Genomic DNA, 17369 nt, shown 5'->3' with positions numbered 1-17369 from the left:
AATAATATGAACAATCGCAAGAAAAAGTATTTTTGGCATCCGATGACGGATACCCGAGCAAGTGAAGAAGAAACGATCGTTATCGAACGTGGAGATGGGAATTTTATCTATGATGATACAGGGAGAAAATTACTCGATGGTGTCGGTGGATTATGGTGTATGAACGTTGGTCATAATCGCCCTGAAATGAACCGAGCAATTGCTGATCAAATGGAAAAATTATCTTACTATCAATTGTTTACGAATATTGCCCATCCCAAGGCATATGACTTGGCAGAAAAAATCATTCAAATGACGCAAGAAGAAGAGATGGCGAAAGTATTCTTTACTTCTGGAGGAAGTGATTCAGTAGATACTGCTTTGAAAATAACAAGACAATACTGGCAAGCAGTAGGTAAACCGACAAAGAAAGTATTTCTGTCATTGGAAAAAGCCTATCATGGGATGCATTATGGTGGAACGTCGATAGGTGGTAACCCCATCTATCGGGAATTTATTGGTCCAGGTTTACAAGATTGTGTACGTGTTTCTTCTCCACATTTGAAGAAAAATAAATGGAATTGCCAAGATCCAGAAGAATTGACAAAACTCTGTATCGCTGAACTAGTTGAAACGATTGAACAGATTGGCGCAGATCATATTGCTGCATTTATTGCTGAGCCGATCCAAGGTGCTGGCGGTATCATCGTTCCACCAACTTCTTATTGGCCAGCTTTAAGGGAAGTTTGTGATACTTATGATATTTTATTGATTGCAGATGAAGTTGTGACAGGTTTTGGCCGTTCAGGATATCTTTTTGGTAGTCGTGGCTGGGGCATCAAACCAGATGCCATGGTTCTAGCAAAAGGATTATCTTCTGGGTATGTTCCACTAGGGGCAACTGTTTTTAACAAACGCATTGTTGAAGGCATCGAATCAGCGACCAATGGAGCTAATGTCATTATCCATGGGCATACTTACGGTGGACACCCGCTCGGCTGTGTGGCAGCATTAGAAGCTTTACGTATTGTGGAAGAAGAAAACTTAGTTGAAAATGCTCGTGAAGTCGGTGCATATTTATTGGAACGTCTAAAAGGTATTGAAGGAAAATATGACTGCATTAGTGATGTTCGTGGAAAAGGCTTGATGATCGCTATCGATTTTGAGAATACAGGGAAATATGATGTGGAACAAACAGCAAAAAATGTGCAAGCAGTTGCTGATTATGCCATCAATGCAGGCGTCTTGCTCCGTGATGAATTACAAACGATTATCATTTCACCATCGTTGACCTTTTCAAAGGAAAACGCAGATCAACTATTCGATGCGATTCATATGGGCTTTGAGGAGTGGCAAAAGCAACAATAATTCAAAGGAGGATATAATATGACAATCATTGGTGTACCAAAAGAAATCAAAAATTCAGAGAAACGTGTAGGCGTGACACCTGCAGGAGTCAAAGAGTTAGTTACAGCTGGTCATACCGTTTATGTGGAAGAACGTGCAGGGGAAGGGTCAGGCTTTACAGATAGTCAATACCGTGAAGCTGGCGCTCAAATCAAAGCTGATCCAGAGACAGTCTGGTCGGCAGAAATCGTCGTGAAAGTCAAAGAACCACTAGCATCAGAATATCAATACTTTAGAAAAGACTTGATTTTATTTACGTACTTGCATCTAGCCGCAAATCTTGAATTGACCGAAGCGTTGATCAAGTCTGGGACAACCGCAATTGCCTATGAAATGGTTACGAAAAACGGAGCATTTCCATTACTCGCACCAATGAGTGAAGTCGCTGGCCGTTTAGGCGGTCTATTGGGTGCGGAGATTTTAGCGAAGCAAAGTGGAAAATTGATTTCAGGTGTAACCGGTGTTTTACCAGTTCAGGCAACTATTTTAGGTGGTGGGATCGCCGGAGTGAGTGCCGCGCATTACTTGCACGGATTAGGGGCAGATGTGACGATCTTAGATATCAATGTCGACCGCTTACGTGAATTGTCAGAGATGTTCAATGGACAAGTAAAAACGCTCTACTCAAGCCCAGCGAATATTGAGAAAATGGCATTGACTAGTGATATCGTGATTGGTTCAGTCTTATTACCAGGTAAAAAAGCCCCACATCTTATCACAGAAGAATTAGTGAAGCAAATGAAAGAAGGAACGATCTTGGTGGATATTGCGATTGACCAAGGGGGCTGTTTTGAAACGAGCCAGCCAACCACCCATGAAGAACCGACTTTCGTTAAACATGGAGTGATCCACTACTCGGTTGCGAATATGCCAGGATTAGTTCCTCAAACGTCTACGTTAGCTTTAACGAATGTCACGATGAGATATATTAAGGGCTTAGCCTCCCAATCACTGACAGAAGTCATCCAAACGTATCCAGAGATCCTACCAGGAATCAGTACCTATAAAGGAAAACTGACCTGTCCTGAAGTGGGGGAAGTCTTTGAGCGAACTGTTGACGATATTCGTGAGCTCGTTTAGAAATTTTCTAAAAAGTGAGGGAAATACAATGACTAAAAAAATTCGTATGGTCCAAGTCGGCTGTGGAAAAATGTCGCAGGAGATTATCAAATATGCCTTGGCAAAAGATATTGAAATCGTTGGAGCTGTAGACAATCGTCCAGAGGCAATCGGTCAAGATCTAGGCTTATATTTAGGCTATGAACAAGCCTTAGGTATTAAAATCTCCAGCGATCCTCATGAAGTATTTCAAAACTGTGATGCCGATGTGGCGTTAGTCACGATTGCTAGTTATATCAAAGATTTCATGCCGAGTTTAGAGATACCCTTGACCTATGGAGTCAATGTTTTAACGATCGGTGAAGAAGCTTTGTATCCTTGGACGACTTCGGTTGCAGAAACCAATCGTTTAGATAAAATCGCAAAAGCCAACAACGTGACGATTTCAGGAACAGGGATGCAAGATATTTACTGGGTGTTGTTTCCAACGCTGCTGGCTGCTGGCGTGAATGATGTACAAAAAATCAGTGGGGAAGTTAGTTATGATGTCGAACACTATGGAAAAGCGTTAGCGGAAGCGCATGGTGTGGGTTATGATCAAGAAAGATTTGACAAAGAAATTGCCAATGCAACCGATTTGCCTTCCTATTCTTGGATGACCGCAGAAGCGATCTGTGCCAAAATGAATTGGTCGATCAAACGCATTGCTCAAAAAAACGTTCCAATCGTTCTAGATAAAGATATTCCATCGAAAACAATGGAACGGACGATCAAAGCAGGTGAAGCGATTGGCATGTCTGCCGTTGCAACGATTGAAACGGTACAAGGTCCAGTGGTAGAAGTCGGTTGTACTGGGAAAGTCTATCAAACAGGTGAAGGCGATTTATGTACTTGGTCGATCGAAGGAACGCCAAGTATGCAATTTGAAGTGACCAAGCCAGATACACCAAAGCATACGTGCGCTACGTTGATCAACCGGATACCGACGGTGATCAATTCCAACGTAGGCTATGTCACGATCGATCAATTGCAACCTGTCGAATATATGACGTATCCAGCACATCTTTATTTAGATAAAAAATAGGTAGAACTAAGGTGGTCAGTTGGATAAAGAGAAACAAAAAAAGAGCGAGGATGCAATATCCAAGCTCTTTTTCGTTTAGTCTAAACCAATCAAGTAATCTTCATCTTTCATCGCTTCCACGTTACCTAATAGGTAGCCGTTTCCCACTTGGGAGAAGAAATCGTGGTTACTTGTACCAGTAGAGATCCCATTCATCACGATTGGGTTGACATCGTTTGCTGTATCAGGGAATAGTGGGTCCATTCCTAGATTCATCAATGCTTTATTTGCATTGTAGCGCAAGAATGTTTTGACTTCTTCCGTCCAACCGATTGGATCATATAATTCTTCTGTGTAGCGCTCTTCGTTTTCGTATAATTCATATAACAAATTATACATCCAATCTTTCAAAGTTTCTTGTTCTTCTTCAGGTAATTCGTTGTAACCTAGTTGGAATTTATAGCCAATATACGTGCCGTGGACAGATTCGTCACGGATGATCAACTTGATGATCTCTGCCACGTTGGCTAATTTATTATTTCCTAAATAATAAAGTGGTGTATAGAATCCTGAGTAAAATAAGAAGGTTTCTAAAAAGACACTCGCAATTTTTTTCTCTAACGGCGTACCGTTTTTGTAGATCTCATTGATACGCTCAGCTTTTTTCTGTAAATAAGGATTGGTATTCGTCCATTCAAAGATTTCTTCGATTTCTTTTTTCGTATTCAATGTACTGAAAATCGAAGAGTAACTTTTCGCATGGACAGACTCCATGAATTGGATATTGTTCAATACCGCTTCTTCATGGGGCGTGCGGACATCTTTACGTAATTGATCCATCCCGCTTTCTGATTGGACAGTATCAAGTAAAGTCAATCCACCAAATACGTGACCAACTGTATCTTTTTCTAATTGGGAAAGCGTACGCCAGTCGTCTAAATCATTTGACAAAGGGATACGTGTGTCTAACCAAAATTGCTCAGTTAATTTCTCCCAAGTCGATTTATCAATGATATCTTCAATTTCATTCCAGTTTATCGCTGCATAATAAGTTTCTGACATGAGAATGCTCCTTTATTAAAATCCAGTAACGGTTCTATCACTAAGTGAAATTAGATCACACAGCTTTCACATTGGTTGCTGCCGATTTCTTCTGCATCGTCTGTAAACGTACGTACATAATAAATCGATTTGATTCCTTTGTGGAAAGCATAGTGTCTTAGAATATTTAGATCACGTGTGGATTGTTTTGTCGTTTCTTTCCATTCGTACAAACCTTCTGGGATTTCTGAACGCATAAACAACGTCATACTCATTCCTTGATCCACATGTTTTTGTGCTGTGGCATAAATATCGATCACTTTACGCATATCCATATCATAAGCAGAAGTGTAATACGGGATTGTTTCATTTGATAAATAAGGCGCTGGGTAATAGATTTTCCCAATTTTCTTTTCTTGGCGTTCTTCGATCATACGAGTGATCGGATGGATACTTGCACTCGTATCGTTGATATAAGAAATAGAACCATTAGGTGCTACAGCTAAACGATTTTGGTGGTACAAACCATCTTTCATGATTGCTTGCTTCAAGTTTTCCCAGTCTTGGGCAGTCGGAATAAAGATACCATCAAACAAAGCAGCAACTCGTTCAGATTTTGGTTGGAATTCGCCAGTGACATATTTATCAAAATAAGTGCCATCTGCATAAGCTGATTTTTCAAAATTATGGAAGACTTGTTTTCTCTCACGTGCGATATTGTTACTTTCAACAAGTGTCCAGTAATTCAACAACATGAAATAAACATTGGTAAAATCAATTGATTCTTCGGAACCATATTCCATTTGCTCTTTGGCAAAATAAGTATGAAGTCCCATAGCACCAAGTCCGATCGTATGGTTCAATTTGTTCCCGTTTTGGATCGGTGGAACCACGTCAATATCTGAAGCATCTGTGATATACGTCAATGCACGAGTCATCGTGCGGACAGAGCGACCAAAGTCAGGGCTATCCATCAAATTGACGATATTTGTAGAACCTAAGTTACATGAGATGTCTGTCCCTAACTCTTCATATTCTTGCTTGCCATTGATGACAGAAGGTGTCTGTACTTGTAAAATCTCAGAACATAAGTTACTCATGATGATTTTACCGTCTACAGGATTTTCACGATTTGCTGTATCAATATTGATGATATACGGATAACCAGACTCTTGTTGTAATTTAGAGATCTCGTTTTCTAAATCACGGGCTTTGATTTTTTGTTTACGGATATTTGGATTTGCTACCAAGTTGTCATATTCCGCAGTGATATCTACGTAAGAAAATGGCACACCATATTCTTTTTCCACACTATAAGGACTGAATAGATACATTTCTTGATTTTTACGTGCTAATTCATAGAATTTATCTGGGACGATCACACCAAGTGATAAAGTCTTCACGCGAATCTTTTCATCTGCATTTTCTTTTTTTGCTGAAAGGAACATCATGATGTCTGGGTGGAAGACGTTTAAATAAACGACACCCGCACCTTGACGTTGTCCTAATTGGTTCGAATAACTAAAGCTATCTTCAAACAATTTCATTACTGGAACAACACCGCTAGCTGCACCTTCGTATCCTTTGATCGGCGCTCCGGCTTCACGTAGGTTAGAAAGAGTGATCCCAACACCGCCACCGATTCGTGAAAGTTGTAAGGCAGAGTTGATCGAACGACCGATCGAATTCATATCATCCGTTACTTGAGTCAAGAAACAAGAAACAAGTTCACCGCGACGTTTACGTCCAGCATTCAAAAATGAAGGGGTTGCTGGTTGATAACGTTGGTGGATCATTTCATCAGCTAAAGCTAAGGCTAGTTCTTCGTCGCCATTCGCAAAGTACAACGCATTGAATGCGACACGATCTTCATAAGATTCCAAGTAGGCAGAACCATCATTTGTTTTTAATGCATATTGAGAGTAGAACTTATAGGCTGCCATGAATGATTTAAATGTAAAGTTTTGTTCGAATAGGAATTGATAAAGTTTTTCAATAAATTCACTACTATATAATTGAATGAACTCTGCTTCTAAATATTGGTTATCGATCAAATACTGGATTTTGTCGATCACTGTTGGAAACATCATCGTATTTGGTTTGACATTTTCTTCAAAAAAAGCAGCTAAAGCTTCTTTATCTTTATTTAAAGGGATTTGCCCGTTGACTGGTCGATTGATTTCATTATTCAGCTTAAAGTAGCTGACATCTTTTAGATTTTTAAGACTCATACATACGCCCAACCTTCTTTTTGATTTTGATGATACGTGTTTGACCACAAGATATAGTGGTGTTCATTGCTGTAAAAAAGGATTTGGGGAGGTTACGGAGAATATCCGTAAGTCCATCAAATCCATGGTGGCAGAGGATCAAGTAAATCCTCGATCTATTTGACAACTGTTTGAATGATTCTTAGCTAGCTAAGTGACGTAGTTGATCTGGTCTAAAACCAATGACAGTCGCTGCGTCAGAAGTGATGACCGGAACACTTTGGAATCCTTGGTCTTTTAACCATGAGATTGCTTCAGGTTGTTCATCGATATTTACTTCTTCAAAGTCGATTTTATTTTCAGCTAAAAAGCGTTTCACCATTTTACATTGCATACAATTATTTTTTGAAAAGATTTTTACGTTCATTATTATTTGCCTCCTTGCCCATGTGTTTTCTCTATAATCAATAGTATAAATCTATTAGTAAAAAAGTCAATCAACAAACACTACATCTTGTGTTGTGGAAATTGTGGAATACTATGTTTTGTGGTTTTTGAAAAACAATGAAAACAAGTATCTCGTGCAGATTCGCTTGTATTAATACAGAAATGCTTGTGGAAAACTCCGTTAAAAAATATTTTTTTAACCTTTGCTTGCCAATAAATGAATGTTCGATCGAAAAATCACAAACGAAAAAGGTATGCAAAAAGATGGAAAGAAGAAGAGAAATAATTGTAGATCAAAACCAGAAGAAAAAGGTATTTATACATTTTAGAGATAGAAATTTTTTCACAAAATGAAAAATGATCATGAAGAGTCTAGGGATCATCGAAAAGAGAAACTCGAATCAAAATAGCAAAAGTCAAAAGAGTACTTACTATATATAGTAGTAAGATGATAAATATTGTAAAAATTGAACTAACAATATTTTTATTTTTTAATAACAATGTTATGTTTAAAAATTAGTTAATTGTCATGTTATCTGTTTTTTTATTTCTTGATTTTTGGTTAAATGGAGCCAACAGGACGTCTTGTTGATGCTTTGAAAATTCAATAAAAGGAAGCGATCCAAGATGCGTACAATGATCAAATGGGTAGGTGTTATTTGTTTTACTTTACTAGTTTACGTTGGAGGAACAGCACAGGCAACTTCGATTCCAATCAAGCCTATGATTACTGAAAAAAATCAACATGAGTTAGGTAGCAGCAGCCAATTCTCAGAGTCACTCACTCGAAGTCTGACAGACGATTCAGGAATCTCCGCTGCCGAATCAGGAAGACCAGCTAAAGATTTTATTGACATATCTTCTAATAATGGCAAGATATCGAGTGAAGAGTTTCAAACGATGAAAAACTATGGCATTAAGGGTGTAGTCGTGAAATTGACTGAAGGATACTCGTATAAAAATCCGCTTGCTCCTGAACAGATTGCTTCAGCCGTTGCAGCAGGTCTAAAAGTAAGTGTCTATCATTATGCGTGGTTCAATGAAGAAGCTGATACAAAAGGGGAAGCCCAGTTTTTATTGGATTATATGAAAGAGTTGAACCTGCCATCATCAACTGTGGTTGTCAACGATAGTGAAAATCCAAAGATGAACTTGGACAAAGTGACAGATAATGCGTTGATTTTCCAAAAAGAGATCCAACAGGGAGGCTATCAAAACGTCATCCACTATTCGAGTGCTTCTTGGTTTACCGAAAACAAGCTAGATATGACACGTCTAGGAAAAGAAAATTGTTGGGTTGCACAGTGGCCGTATGATCCTTCTGATAAAAATCCTTTGCATACAGATACAGCAGCATGGCAGTGGGCAAGTGATCTGTATTTCCCAGAATTTCCTGCCCGTCATTTTGATGTAAGTACTGACTATTTGAAAAAATTTACAAGTTAAATGAAGTTTGTTTTTTAGCGTAAGAAACAAAAAGACAACCACGAAAATTTTTTGATTTTCGTGGTTGTCGCTTTATTCTCAAAGTGTGTGATACGAACTGTTTAGTTTGGAAAAATCAACTGACAACTACCGGATTTCTTGTATAGAAGAAAAAATAAAACCAGTTTACTTTTGCTTCTTTGAAGCGTCCATAGTAAGATGTTAGCTGACAAGTAGATGAAAGAGGAAGAATAAAATGAGTGAAAAAACCAAACTGGTTCGCCCACGTTATCAACAGATCGCCGTTGACTTGGCTGAACGAATCGTAGAAAATCGTTATCAAATCGGCGAGAAGATCCATGCAAGATCCACTTTAGCAAGCACATATAACGCTTCTCCAGAGACGACTCGTAAAGCAATCAATGTTTTGGTCGATCTGGGGATCATGGAAGTCCGTCATGGCAGTGGTGCGTTTGTAGCATCTAAAGAAAAAGCAAAGGATTTCCTTTTACAATACCAAGATGTGCAATCGATCCAAGAAACAAAAGCAGAAATCATGGAAAGCGTGAAAAAACAACAAGAAGAGTTGAATCATTTTTCGCAACTATTGGACCAACTTGTTAGTCAAACGAAACGAATACATAAGATGAACCCACTTCTGCCTTTTGAACTTGCTTTGACAGAGGAAGCGGCTCACTTAAACCAATCCATCAGCGAATTGAATATCTGGCAAGCAACTGGTGCAACAGTGATTGCTATTTCCCACGATCAAGAGCTGTTGGTCTCTCCTGGCCCATATGCTAAATTCTCAGCGGGCGATACCGTCCACTTCATTGGGAACGAGTATACGCTGCAACGAATGACGAACTTTTTTTATCCAGATGGGCAGTGAACGAGCGGATAAGAAAAATCTCATTTAATTCTAATTTTGGTCAATCCCTATACTGATAAGGGATTGGCCAATTTTTTGTGTAGTTTCCCTAAGAATACAGATACTTGAATTTTGACAAAGTGACTACATGGTGTTATCGTAGTGTGGTCACTTTTTTCAGAAAGAAAAATGAATTTACATACAAAGGAGAATTTGTTTGGTAAAAGTAGAAGTCAAAAACTTAACGAAAATATTTGGTAAACGAACACAAACTGCTTTGGAAATGATGAAAAAGCACCAATCGAAAACAGAGATTTTACAAAAAACCGGCGCAACTGTCGGTGTATATGAAGCGAGTTTTGATGTACAAGAAGGTGAGATCTTCGTGATCATGGGACTTTCGGGGAGTGGGAAATCAACCTTGATCCGTCTGTTAAATCGTTTGATTGAACCAACATCTGGCAATATCTTGATTGATGGAGAAGACATCTCAACACTTAGCAAAGAAGAACTTCGTGAAGTTCGTCGTCACAAAATCAACATGGTGTTCCAAAACTTTGGTCTCTTCCCGCATCGTACGATTTTAGAAAATACAGAATACGGACTTGAAGTTCGCGGTGTTCCTAAAGAAGAACGTCAAGCAAAAGCAGAAAAAGCGTTAGAGAACTCAAGCTTGTTATCCTTTAAAGATCAATATCCTAGTCAATTATCTGGTGGGATGCAACAACGTGTAGGGTTAGCCCGAGCATTGGCAAATGATCCAGAGATCCTATTGATGGATGAAGCTTTCTCAGCGCTTGATCCATTGATTCGTCGTGAAATGCAAGATGAATTATTGGAACTACAATCCAATGTGCAAAAAACGATCATCTTCATCACACATGATTTAAATGAGGCCTTGCGTATCGGGGATCGCATTGCGTTGATGAAAGACGGAGAAATCATGCAAATCGGTACTGGGGAAGAAATATTGACCAATCCAGCCAATGATTATGTGAGAGAATTCGTGGAAGAAGTCGATCGCTCGAAAGTCTTGACGGCGCAAAACATCATGGTTCCTGCACTAACAACAAACATTGAATCAGATGGTCCAAACGTTGCATTGACACGTATGCGTAATGAAGAAGTCAGCATGTTGATGGCTGTTGATAGAAAACGTAACTTAAAAGGGATCATTACAGCAGATCAAGCATTAGAAGCAAGACGTCAAAAACGTCCATTGATCGATTTCCTTGATGAAAATGTTACCGTGATCGGTAAAGATATGCTAGTTAGTGATATCTTCAATATTATTTATGATTCGCCGACTCCATTAGCCGTGGTTGATAATGGGAAATTAAAAGGCGTTATTATCCGAGGTAGCGTAATCGAAGCATTAGCAGCAACAAGTGAGGTGAGCGAACATGAATAATCTATTGAACTATCAAGTCCCCGTCGCTGACTGGGTCGAAACGATCACTGATTGGTTGACAACAACGTTCGCAGGACTGTTCTCATTCCTTCAAACGATTGGTCAAGCAGTGATGACAGCTATCACGAATCTTTTATTAGTGATACCAGCACCACTATTTATTCTTTTAATGGCAGTTGCAGCGTTCTTTATTTCAAAAAAACGTCCCGGATTGACATTATTTACGTTGATTGGCTTATGGTTCATTTATAATCAAGGGTTATGGACAGATTTGATGAATACTGTCACATTGGTTTTACTATCTAGTGTGATCTCGATCATCATTGGTGTACCTCTTGGTATTCTCATGGCGAAAAATGATAAAGCGCAAGGAATCATTAAACCAATCCTTGACTTTATGCAAACAATGCCTGGTTTTGTTTATTTGATTCCAGCGGTTGCCTTTTTCGGAATCGGAATGGTTCCAGGGGTGTTTGCCTCAGTGATTTTTGCCTTACCACCAACTGTTCGATTTACGAACCTAGGTATTCGCCAAGTACCGAAAGAGTTAGTAGAAGCTTCTGATTCATTTGGTAGTACGAGTTGGCAAAAACTAGTGAAACTTGAATTACCACTAGCAAAAGGAACGATCATGGCAGGGATCAATCAGACAACTATGCTTTCTCTTTCAATGGTCGTGATTGCTTCAATGATCGGAGCGCCTGGTTTAGGTCGTGGTGTCCTTTCTGCTTTACAACGTGCACAAGTCGGAAACGGTTTTGTCAATGGGGTAGCATTAGTGATCTTAGCCATTATCATTGACCGTTTTACGCAACACTTGAATCAACCAAATGATCAAAAAGCAGCAGGTACTGCGAAACAAAAAAATAAAAAGCGCCAAGGAGTGATCATTGGTGCAGTAGTCGTCGTTTTATTAGGTGCGATCGGTGTTGGAAGTTTTAGTTCTTCAACAAAAGAAACAAACACGATCAATCTTTCTTATGTGGAATGGGATACAGAAGTTGCTTCAACGAATGTCGTAGCAGAAGTCTTAAAAGAGATGGGCTATGATGTGAAAGTGACGCCTCTTGATAATTCGATCATGTGGGAATCTGTTGCAAAAGGAGAATCAGATGGAATGGTGGCTGCTTGGTTACCTAAGACTCATGGTTCTCAATATGAACAATACAAAGATCAAGTCGATGATCTAGGTGCAAACTTGAAAGGTGCCAAAGTCGGATTAGCTGTTCCAGCATACATGGATGTTAACTCGATCGCGGATCTAACCGATGAAGCAGGCAAAAAAATCACCGGTATCGAACCTGGTGCAGGTGTGGTGAATGCTGCAGAAAATACGATTGCCGAATATCCAAATCTTGAGGGTTGGACCGTTGAGACCTCTTCTTCAGGTGCGATGACGGTTGCATTAGGACAAGCAATCAAAAATCAAGAACCAATCGTCTTTACTGGTTGGACGCCACACTGGATGTTTGCGAAGTATGACTTGAAATATCTAGAAGATCCAAAAAATGCGATGGGAGATGCGGAAGAAATCCACACCATCGTTCGCCAAGGCTTAAAAGAAGATCAACCAGAAGCATATGCTGTGTTGGACAAATTCAATTGGACAGAAAAAGACATGGAAGAAGTCATGTTGGAAATCAACAGCGGCAAAGACCCACAACAAGCAGCAAGAGAATGGATTGATAAGAACCAAGAAAAAGTTGCTAGTTGGAAAAACTAAGTAAATAAAAAAAATCGACTTTACTGAAACAAAAACTGTTTCGGTAAAGTCATTTTTTTTTAAAATCACCGTGTTTGATCCGCAAAAAAACTGTTTTGACCATGTCAAACAATTGGAAAAATTTAAAAAACAAGCCTATATCGTTGCTTCAGAAGCCGCTTGGATCGATATCTCAAATCATAATGTCCATAAAGGAACAACAGTGACAGAATTGCAAAGAATTCTCCACGTCACACCAGAAGAAACCATGGTATTTGGCGATGGTCTAAATGATGTCGAATTATTAGAATGTGCCGCTTACAGCTTTGCGATGAGCAATGCCTTTGAGCAAATCAAAGAAGTTGCACAATTTGTGACAAAGTCGAACGATGAAGATGCGGTGCTCCATACCATCAAAAAAATGATTGCTTTACAAGCATAAAAACCCAGTGAGTTGATTTCAGAGAAAGAACCTTCAACCATTTAATTGGCAGAAGACTCTTTTTTTGTCTGTAAATAATCAACGAATCCATCAAGTGATAAATCAGCTGCATGAGCTCATAAGATCATTGTGCCAAATTTTACACTGTTCCAGTCATCTGATTGATTTAGACGTGTAAAGCTACTAGCAGTGATCCCAGTTTTCTATAATTGTTTCATACAACTCAAAAAGTGGTGATAATCACTTTTTTGCAAGATTGCTTGTTGAACATCTTCACGATCCATCAACTCTAATAAAAGACTATAGATTTCTTCTGTCTCTTCATATTCGTTTTTTTGAATCGCAAAGAGAAAGACAAATCTAACCAAGTCACCATTTCCCCAATCAACGCCATCTGGAATGATTGCCACTGAAACAACCGAGCGTTTCGCCATCAATGTCATGGGATGGGGGATAGCTAACCACTCGTTGATATTCGTCTGATTGATTGCTTCTCGTTTCTTCACACTGTCATAAAAATCTTTTGGCACAAAATCTTTTTGGTACAATTGCTGTGCCATTTTCTCTAACAGGGTCTCTTTATCTGCATGATTTTCATGAAGAAAAAATGCTTCTTGAAACAATGAATAGATGCCGTTTTTTGCTTCGCTTAGTGTTTCAATGAACGATTCGATTTTGCTGATTTCCTTGTCTAGTTGTGCCATGTTGATATAAATTGAAGGAACAGAAAACTGCTCTAATGGAACGGTTGTGATTACAAAATCAATTGCAGAAAGATCACATTGTTGTAGTTCAACATAAGAAAAGCGATCAACGACTTCGATCGTTTCTTGATAGTGCTTGATGATTTTCGCTTCAATAATACGGCTCATGGCTCGACCGGTTCCACAAACAAGGATGACGCGATGTTTATGATGATTTCTGATGGAACTCCTTTCCATAGCACCTGCGATGTGCAAAGCAATATAACCGATCTCATCAGAAGAAAAATAAAAACCATGTTTCATGCTTACCGTTTCTAAATGGGTCAAACATAAATCATAAGCCTGTGGAAAAGATTTTTTGATCGTTGCCAGTAATGGATTGCTGCGGCGTGCATCCATTAGATTCATATTGATAAAACCTTCTATATGAGAAGTCAGATCTTCTATTAGCATCTTATCTGTCTCTAATGCATAGTTTGACGTCTGTTTGATCGCAGTTAGTAATTCTTCGACGATAGCTTTAGCAGTTTCTGTGGAAGAATCGTTTGAATCGCCAGTTTCAACTAAACGTGGTGCATTCATCGCAAGATAGTAAATAAAGTATTGTTTTTCTCCTGCAGTCAATTGTATATCAAATGCATGATCGATTTCTTCTAAGAAATGACCAACTACTTTCTGGGCGTCTTTTTTGAGCGCAGGCACGTGCAAGGGAAATTCGTTGATCTCATGGCCAGCTATAAAGCGGCTGATTGCTAAAGCAAAATGAGAAAGAATGTTTTTATGATAGTAGTCAGAGTCTAACAAGTCTAAGGATGCCAGATGATTTAATGCCAATTCTTGTAAGTGGACTAGATTGATCGTATCAAACAACTCAAGTTCCATTTCTGTAAAACCGATCAAGTACTCTTGTAGATCTTTTTCAATCAACAGATCACTGATAGCCTGACGCTTGGCGAATTCGTTACCCAAGACTTCAAAGCCAATATTTGGACGATTTACTATTTTTAAGTGATAGGCGGCTAAATTGTCTCGAGCCGTTTTTAAGTATGAGTAAAATGTGTTTTTACTAATAAATAACCGATCGAGAAAATCATCCAGGGATAAAGGGTTTTCATTCTTGAATAATAGGAAAAGTAGGTAGGTTTGTCGTTCTTCACTAGTGGTTAGAAAGGACTCTGTGGTTGACATACTTTCTGTCCACCAGTCATGAAATTGTTCTTTTGAACCAATGGACAACAAATAGCCTTGCCCTCGAATCAACTTGATGGAGGCTCCCACGTTTGTTAATAAATCATTTAAATTCGCAATGTCTGTCCGAACCGTTCGTTCAGAAATCGAGAAGTTTTTCGTTAACTCCTTCATTGGTAGCGGCACCGTTTGTCTAGTTAATACTTCCAATAGATCATCTAATCGTTGATAAGCAAGTTTTGACAATTGTTTCACCTCCGTGCTCTTCCTCATCATACAATAGAAAGAATAAGAATGAAATGTTTCACTAGTACTGAAAATTTCCAGAAGAGTTGGCAGTCATTTTGGAAAACGCTTTACTAATGATTGCCACTTGAATTGGAAATTTGGTGTGTTTACATCGTGTATCAGAAACCGTAAATTAAACGTGTACAGAAAATAAACCACACGAATTACTATGATGGTTTCAGAATAAAGGAAAGGAGCAGATGAGATGGACTTTCAGGAAAAAAATATTCTCTTGAATGTGGCTGTTAGATCAAAAGAAGAACTGTTTCACGTGATTGCGAATCATGCCTATGAATCCGGAATCGTTACCGATGCAGCAGACACATGTGCGGCATTCATTGAACGGGAAGCACAATATTCAACCGGCTTACAAGAAGGCTTTGCTATTCCGCATGCAAAAGCTGAACCGGTTTTGGAACCGACCGTTTTGTTTATTCGCTTAGAACAAGCCATCGAATGGGAAACCTTCGATGATTCTGCAGTCAAAAATGTGTTTGCTTTGATGGTTCCTAAAAAAGATGAAGGAACGGTGCATTTGCAAATGTTGAGTCGCCTAGCAACAGCGTTGCTTGAAGATACATTCATCCAGCAGATTCAACAATCAAAAGATAAAGCTTATTTAGCAGAATTGATCAAAAAGGAAATGATGGGAGAGAAAATCATATGAAAATAGTAGGGATTTCCGCCTGTCCAGCAGGATTGGCACATACACCGATGGCCGCAAAAGCTTTAGAAAAAGCTGGTGTGAAACTGGGCTATGAGGTCAAAATTGAACAGCAAGGTTCGTTAGGGCAAGTCAACGAGATCACTGCAGCAGAAGCAAAAGAAGCAGATTTCTTGCTTTTAGCGACTGATCAAAAAGTTGTTGGGATGGAACGGTTTGAAGGAAAACCGCAAATTCGGGTAAATATTAATACGTGTATCAAAGCACCGGAAGCGGTGCTAAAGAAATGTGTCGCAGCTGTGGAACAAAGAAACGCAAACTAAAGGAAAGAGGCAAGGATGATGAAAAGAGTTCTAGCAGATGTAAAAGGCCACTTGATGAGTGGAATTAGTTTTGTACTGCCGTTGATTATTGGCGCTTCACTAGTTGTTGCCATTCCGAAAATGATTGCTCTTGGTATGGGGATAACAAGCTTAGATCCTTATGCTGGCACTGAAGGCTTTAAACATGCGCTTTATTTGATTGAACAAGTAGGGTGGACAGGAATCGGTTTGATCAATACTGTCTTAGCTGGGTTTATAGCGTATTCTGTTGGAGATAAAGCTGCTTTAGGGGCCGGCTTTATCGGCGGTGCGGTCGCTTCTAGCACAAATGCTGGTTTTTTAGGGGCAGTTATTGCTGGGTTCTTAGCAGGATACTTAGTGAAGTGGGCTAAAGAACATATCAAATTACCGGAGTCATTTGCTGGAGTGATGCCGCTGGTCATTTTACCCTTGATTGCTACATTATCCGTAGCGATCGTCATGGGCGCATTACTCTCTGAGCCATTGGCATGGATCAATACTAGCTTGGTTGAATGGATTCGAACCATGATTGAAAACGACGTCAACAAAATTTTGCTTGCAGTCATCATGGGGGCAATGATTGGCTCTGACTTAGGTGGGCCTGTAAACAAAGCTGCTTGGATGGCAGGAAATGTTTTACTAGCTGAAGGTGTGTATTTACCAGCAATTATCGTAAATGTTGCGATTTGTGCGGTGCCATTTGGATACGCCTTAGCAACTTTATTCCACAAAAATCGATTCAATAAAGAGCTATTGGATGCTGGCCGTAATAACTTTATTATGGGCTTTATCGGAATCACAGAAGGAGCAATTCCTTTTACATTAGTCAATCCATTACGGCTTGTACCGATCAACATGTTGGGAGGAGCAATCGCTTCAGGTTTGGGGATCGCGTTAGGAATGTATGACAAAATGCCGCCTGTTGGAGGGATTTATGGCTTCTTCACTGTTGGGAACGGTTGGGCGTATTTGATTGGACTATTTGCAGGAGCTGCTTTCATCGGTTTTGTCGCTCCTTTATTTGTGAATTTCAATAAGCAAGAAGAACAAAAAGAAGACATTACGCTTGATGATATTGAATTGAGCTTTGAAAATTGAGTAACAAAGCCGATTAGCTAAATAGT

The 17369-nt window shown here is 39.3% G+C and carries 14 protein-coding genes and 1 pseudogene; 11 read left to right on the top strand and 4 right to left on the bottom strand.

The genetic code is table 11. The annotated features are described in order from the left end of the window. Positions 1 to 6: 6 nt before the first annotated feature. Genes IGJ00_RS13170 through IGJ00_RS13160 form a run of 3 tightly spaced genes read left to right on the top strand, consistent with a single transcriptional unit; the run spans position 7 to position 3529 of the window. Positions 7 to 1347 carry an aminotransferase class III-fold pyridoxal phosphate-dependent enzyme gene (locus IGJ00_RS13170; RefSeq protein WP_071866435.1) on the top strand — a complete coding sequence of 447 codons (1341 nt, stop codon included), beginning with the start codon at positions 7 to 9 and terminating at the stop codon, positions 1345 to 1347. Between the two features lie 18 nt (positions 1348 to 1365). After that, complete coding sequence (gene ald / locus IGJ00_RS13165; RefSeq protein ID WP_086335159.1) at positions 1366 to 2466, top strand: alanine dehydrogenase; 1101 nt, start codon at positions 1366 to 1368, stop codon at positions 2464 to 2466. A gap of 28 nt (positions 2467 to 2494) precedes the next feature. Continuing rightward, a complete protein-coding gene (locus IGJ00_RS13160; protein WP_438844525.1) occupies positions 2495 to 3529 on the top strand; it encodes an NAD(P)H-dependent amine dehydrogenase family protein in 1035 nt (344 codons plus the stop codon). Between the two features lie 75 nt (positions 3530 to 3604). Here IGJ00_RS13160 and nrdF read toward each other — a convergent pair whose 3' ends face one another. From nrdF to nrdH, 3 genes are all read right to left on the bottom strand, one after another. Then, entirely contained in the window at positions 3605 to 4570 is a 966-nt protein-coding gene (nrdF, locus tag IGJ00_RS13155; RefSeq protein WP_010734316.1) for a class 1b ribonucleoside-diphosphate reductase subunit beta, read from the bottom strand. 50 nt (positions 4571 to 4620) lie between these two features. Further along, on the bottom strand, positions 4621 to 6780 hold the full coding sequence (gene nrdE, locus IGJ00_RS13150; protein WP_071866432.1) for a class 1b ribonucleoside-diphosphate reductase subunit alpha: 2160 nt from the start codon (positions 6778 to 6780) through the stop codon (positions 4621 to 4623). Positions 6781 to 6961: 181 nt separating this feature from the next. Beyond that, positions 6962 to 7186, bottom strand: a complete 225-nt coding sequence (nrdH, locus tag IGJ00_RS13145) for a glutaredoxin-like protein NrdH (protein WP_010734318.1) — start codon at positions 7184 to 7186, stop codon at positions 6962 to 6964. A 647-nt stretch (positions 7187 to 7833) separates the two neighbouring features. Between nrdH and IGJ00_RS13140 the strand changes: the two genes are divergently transcribed. The 5 genes and pseudogenes from IGJ00_RS13140 to IGJ00_RS13120 all read left to right on the top strand — a co-directional run. After that, the gene (locus tag IGJ00_RS13140) at positions 7834 to 8652 is read left to right on the top strand and encodes a GH25 family lysozyme (RefSeq protein WP_438844524.1); all 819 of its coding nucleotides are present in this window, start codon (positions 7834 to 7836) and stop codon (positions 8650 to 8652) included. A 235-nt stretch (positions 8653 to 8887) separates the two neighbouring features. After that, complete coding sequence (locus IGJ00_RS13135) at positions 8888 to 9523, top strand: GntR family transcriptional regulator (protein WP_010734320.1); 636 nt, start codon at positions 8888 to 8890, stop codon at positions 9521 to 9523. Positions 9524 to 9719: 196 nt separating this feature from the next. Next, entirely contained in the window at positions 9720 to 10913 is a 1194-nt protein-coding gene (locus IGJ00_RS13130; RefSeq protein ID WP_019723090.1) for a quaternary amine ABC transporter ATP-binding protein, read from the top strand. Beyond that, positions 10906 to 12636: an ABC transporter permease/substrate binding protein gene (locus tag IGJ00_RS13125; protein WP_115358258.1), complete on the top strand. Its 1731-nt coding sequence runs from the start codon at positions 10906 to 10908 to the stop codon at positions 12634 to 12636. The genes IGJ00_RS13130 and IGJ00_RS13125 overlap by 8 nt, the downstream gene beginning before the upstream one ends. Before the next feature lie 55 nt (positions 12637 to 12691). Beyond that, positions 12692 to 13057, top strand: a pseudogene (locus IGJ00_RS13120) (HAD hydrolase family protein); the annotation flags it as partial. A 203-nt stretch (positions 13058 to 13260) separates the two neighbouring features. On the opposite strand, the gene IGJ00_RS13115 reads toward IGJ00_RS13120, so the two are convergent. Next, on the bottom strand, positions 13261 to 15195 hold the full coding sequence (locus IGJ00_RS13115; protein WP_066025559.1) for a BglG family transcription antiterminator: 1935 nt from the start codon (positions 15193 to 15195) through the stop codon (positions 13261 to 13263). A gap of 247 nt (positions 15196 to 15442) precedes the next feature. Between IGJ00_RS13115 and IGJ00_RS13110 the strand changes: the two genes are divergently transcribed. The 3 genes from IGJ00_RS13110 to IGJ00_RS13100 are packed head-to-tail and all read left to right on the top strand — an operon-like array spanning position 15443 to position 17343. After that, complete coding sequence (locus tag IGJ00_RS13110) at positions 15443 to 15904, top strand: PTS sugar transporter subunit IIA (protein ID WP_071866428.1); 462 nt, start codon at positions 15443 to 15445, stop codon at positions 15902 to 15904. Continuing rightward, positions 15901 to 16224: a PTS fructose transporter subunit IIB gene (locus tag IGJ00_RS13105; protein WP_005225262.1), complete on the top strand. Its 324-nt coding sequence runs from the start codon at positions 15901 to 15903 to the stop codon at positions 16222 to 16224. Before IGJ00_RS13110 ends, IGJ00_RS13105 begins: the two co-directional genes overlap by 4 nt. A gap of 18 nt (positions 16225 to 16242) precedes the next feature. Continuing rightward, positions 16243 to 17343, top strand: coding sequence for a PTS fructose transporter subunit IIC (locus IGJ00_RS13100; RefSeq protein ID WP_010734326.1), 1101 nt, complete (start codon positions 16243 to 16245; stop codon positions 17341 to 17343). Positions 17344 to 17369 lie beyond the last annotated feature (26 nt).

The organism is Enterococcus sp. AZ062 (assembly GCF_051715065.1).
Taxonomy (GTDB): Bacteria; Bacillota; Bacilli; order Lactobacillales; family Enterococcaceae; genus Enterococcus_B; species Enterococcus_B mundtii.
Note: the sequence above shows the minus strand (reverse complement) of the source record. Positions and strands in the feature narration are given on the sequence as shown.

What these genes read in the sequence shown, in the direction of transcription:
- IGJ00_RS13100 (WP_010734326.1), top strand. Translation starts at nt 16,243, where the DNA reads ATGAAAAGAGTTCTAGCAGATGTAAAAGGCCACTTGATGAGTGGAATT.
- nrdH (WP_010734318.1), bottom strand. Translation starts at nt 7,186, where the DNA reads ATGAACGTAAAAATCTTTTCAAAAAATAATTGTATGCAATGTAAAATG.
- IGJ00_RS13110 (WP_071866428.1), top strand. Translation starts at nt 15,443, where the DNA reads ATGGACTTTCAGGAAAAAAATATTCTCTTGAATGTGGCTGTTAGATCA.
- ald (WP_086335159.1), top strand. Translation starts at nt 1,366, where the DNA reads ATGACAATCATTGGTGTACCAAAAGAAATCAAAAATTCAGAGAAACGT.
- IGJ00_RS13135 (WP_010734320.1), top strand. Translation starts at nt 8,888, where the DNA reads ATGAGTGAAAAAACCAAACTGGTTCGCCCACGTTATCAACAGATCGCC.
- IGJ00_RS13170 (WP_071866435.1), top strand. Translation starts at nt 7, where the DNA reads ATGAACAATCGCAAGAAAAAGTATTTTTGGCATCCGATGACGGATACC.
- IGJ00_RS13105 (WP_005225262.1), top strand. Translation starts at nt 15,901, where the DNA reads ATGAAAATAGTAGGGATTTCCGCCTGTCCAGCAGGATTGGCACATACA.
- IGJ00_RS13125 (WP_115358258.1), top strand. Translation starts at nt 10,906, where the DNA reads ATGAATAATCTATTGAACTATCAAGTCCCCGTCGCTGACTGGGTCGAA.
- nrdF (WP_010734316.1), bottom strand. Translation starts at nt 4,570, where the DNA reads ATGTCAGAAACTTATTATGCAGCGATAAACTGGAATGAAATTGAAGAT.
- nrdE (WP_071866432.1), bottom strand. Translation starts at nt 6,780, where the DNA reads ATGAGTCTTAAAAATCTAAAAGATGTCAGCTACTTTAAGCTGAATAAT.
- IGJ00_RS13140 (WP_438844524.1), top strand. Translation starts at nt 7,834, where the DNA reads ATGCGTACAATGATCAAATGGGTAGGTGTTATTTGTTTTACTTTACTA.
- IGJ00_RS13160 (WP_438844525.1), top strand. Translation starts at nt 2,495, where the DNA reads ATGACTAAAAAAATTCGTATGGTCCAAGTCGGCTGTGGAAAAATGTCG.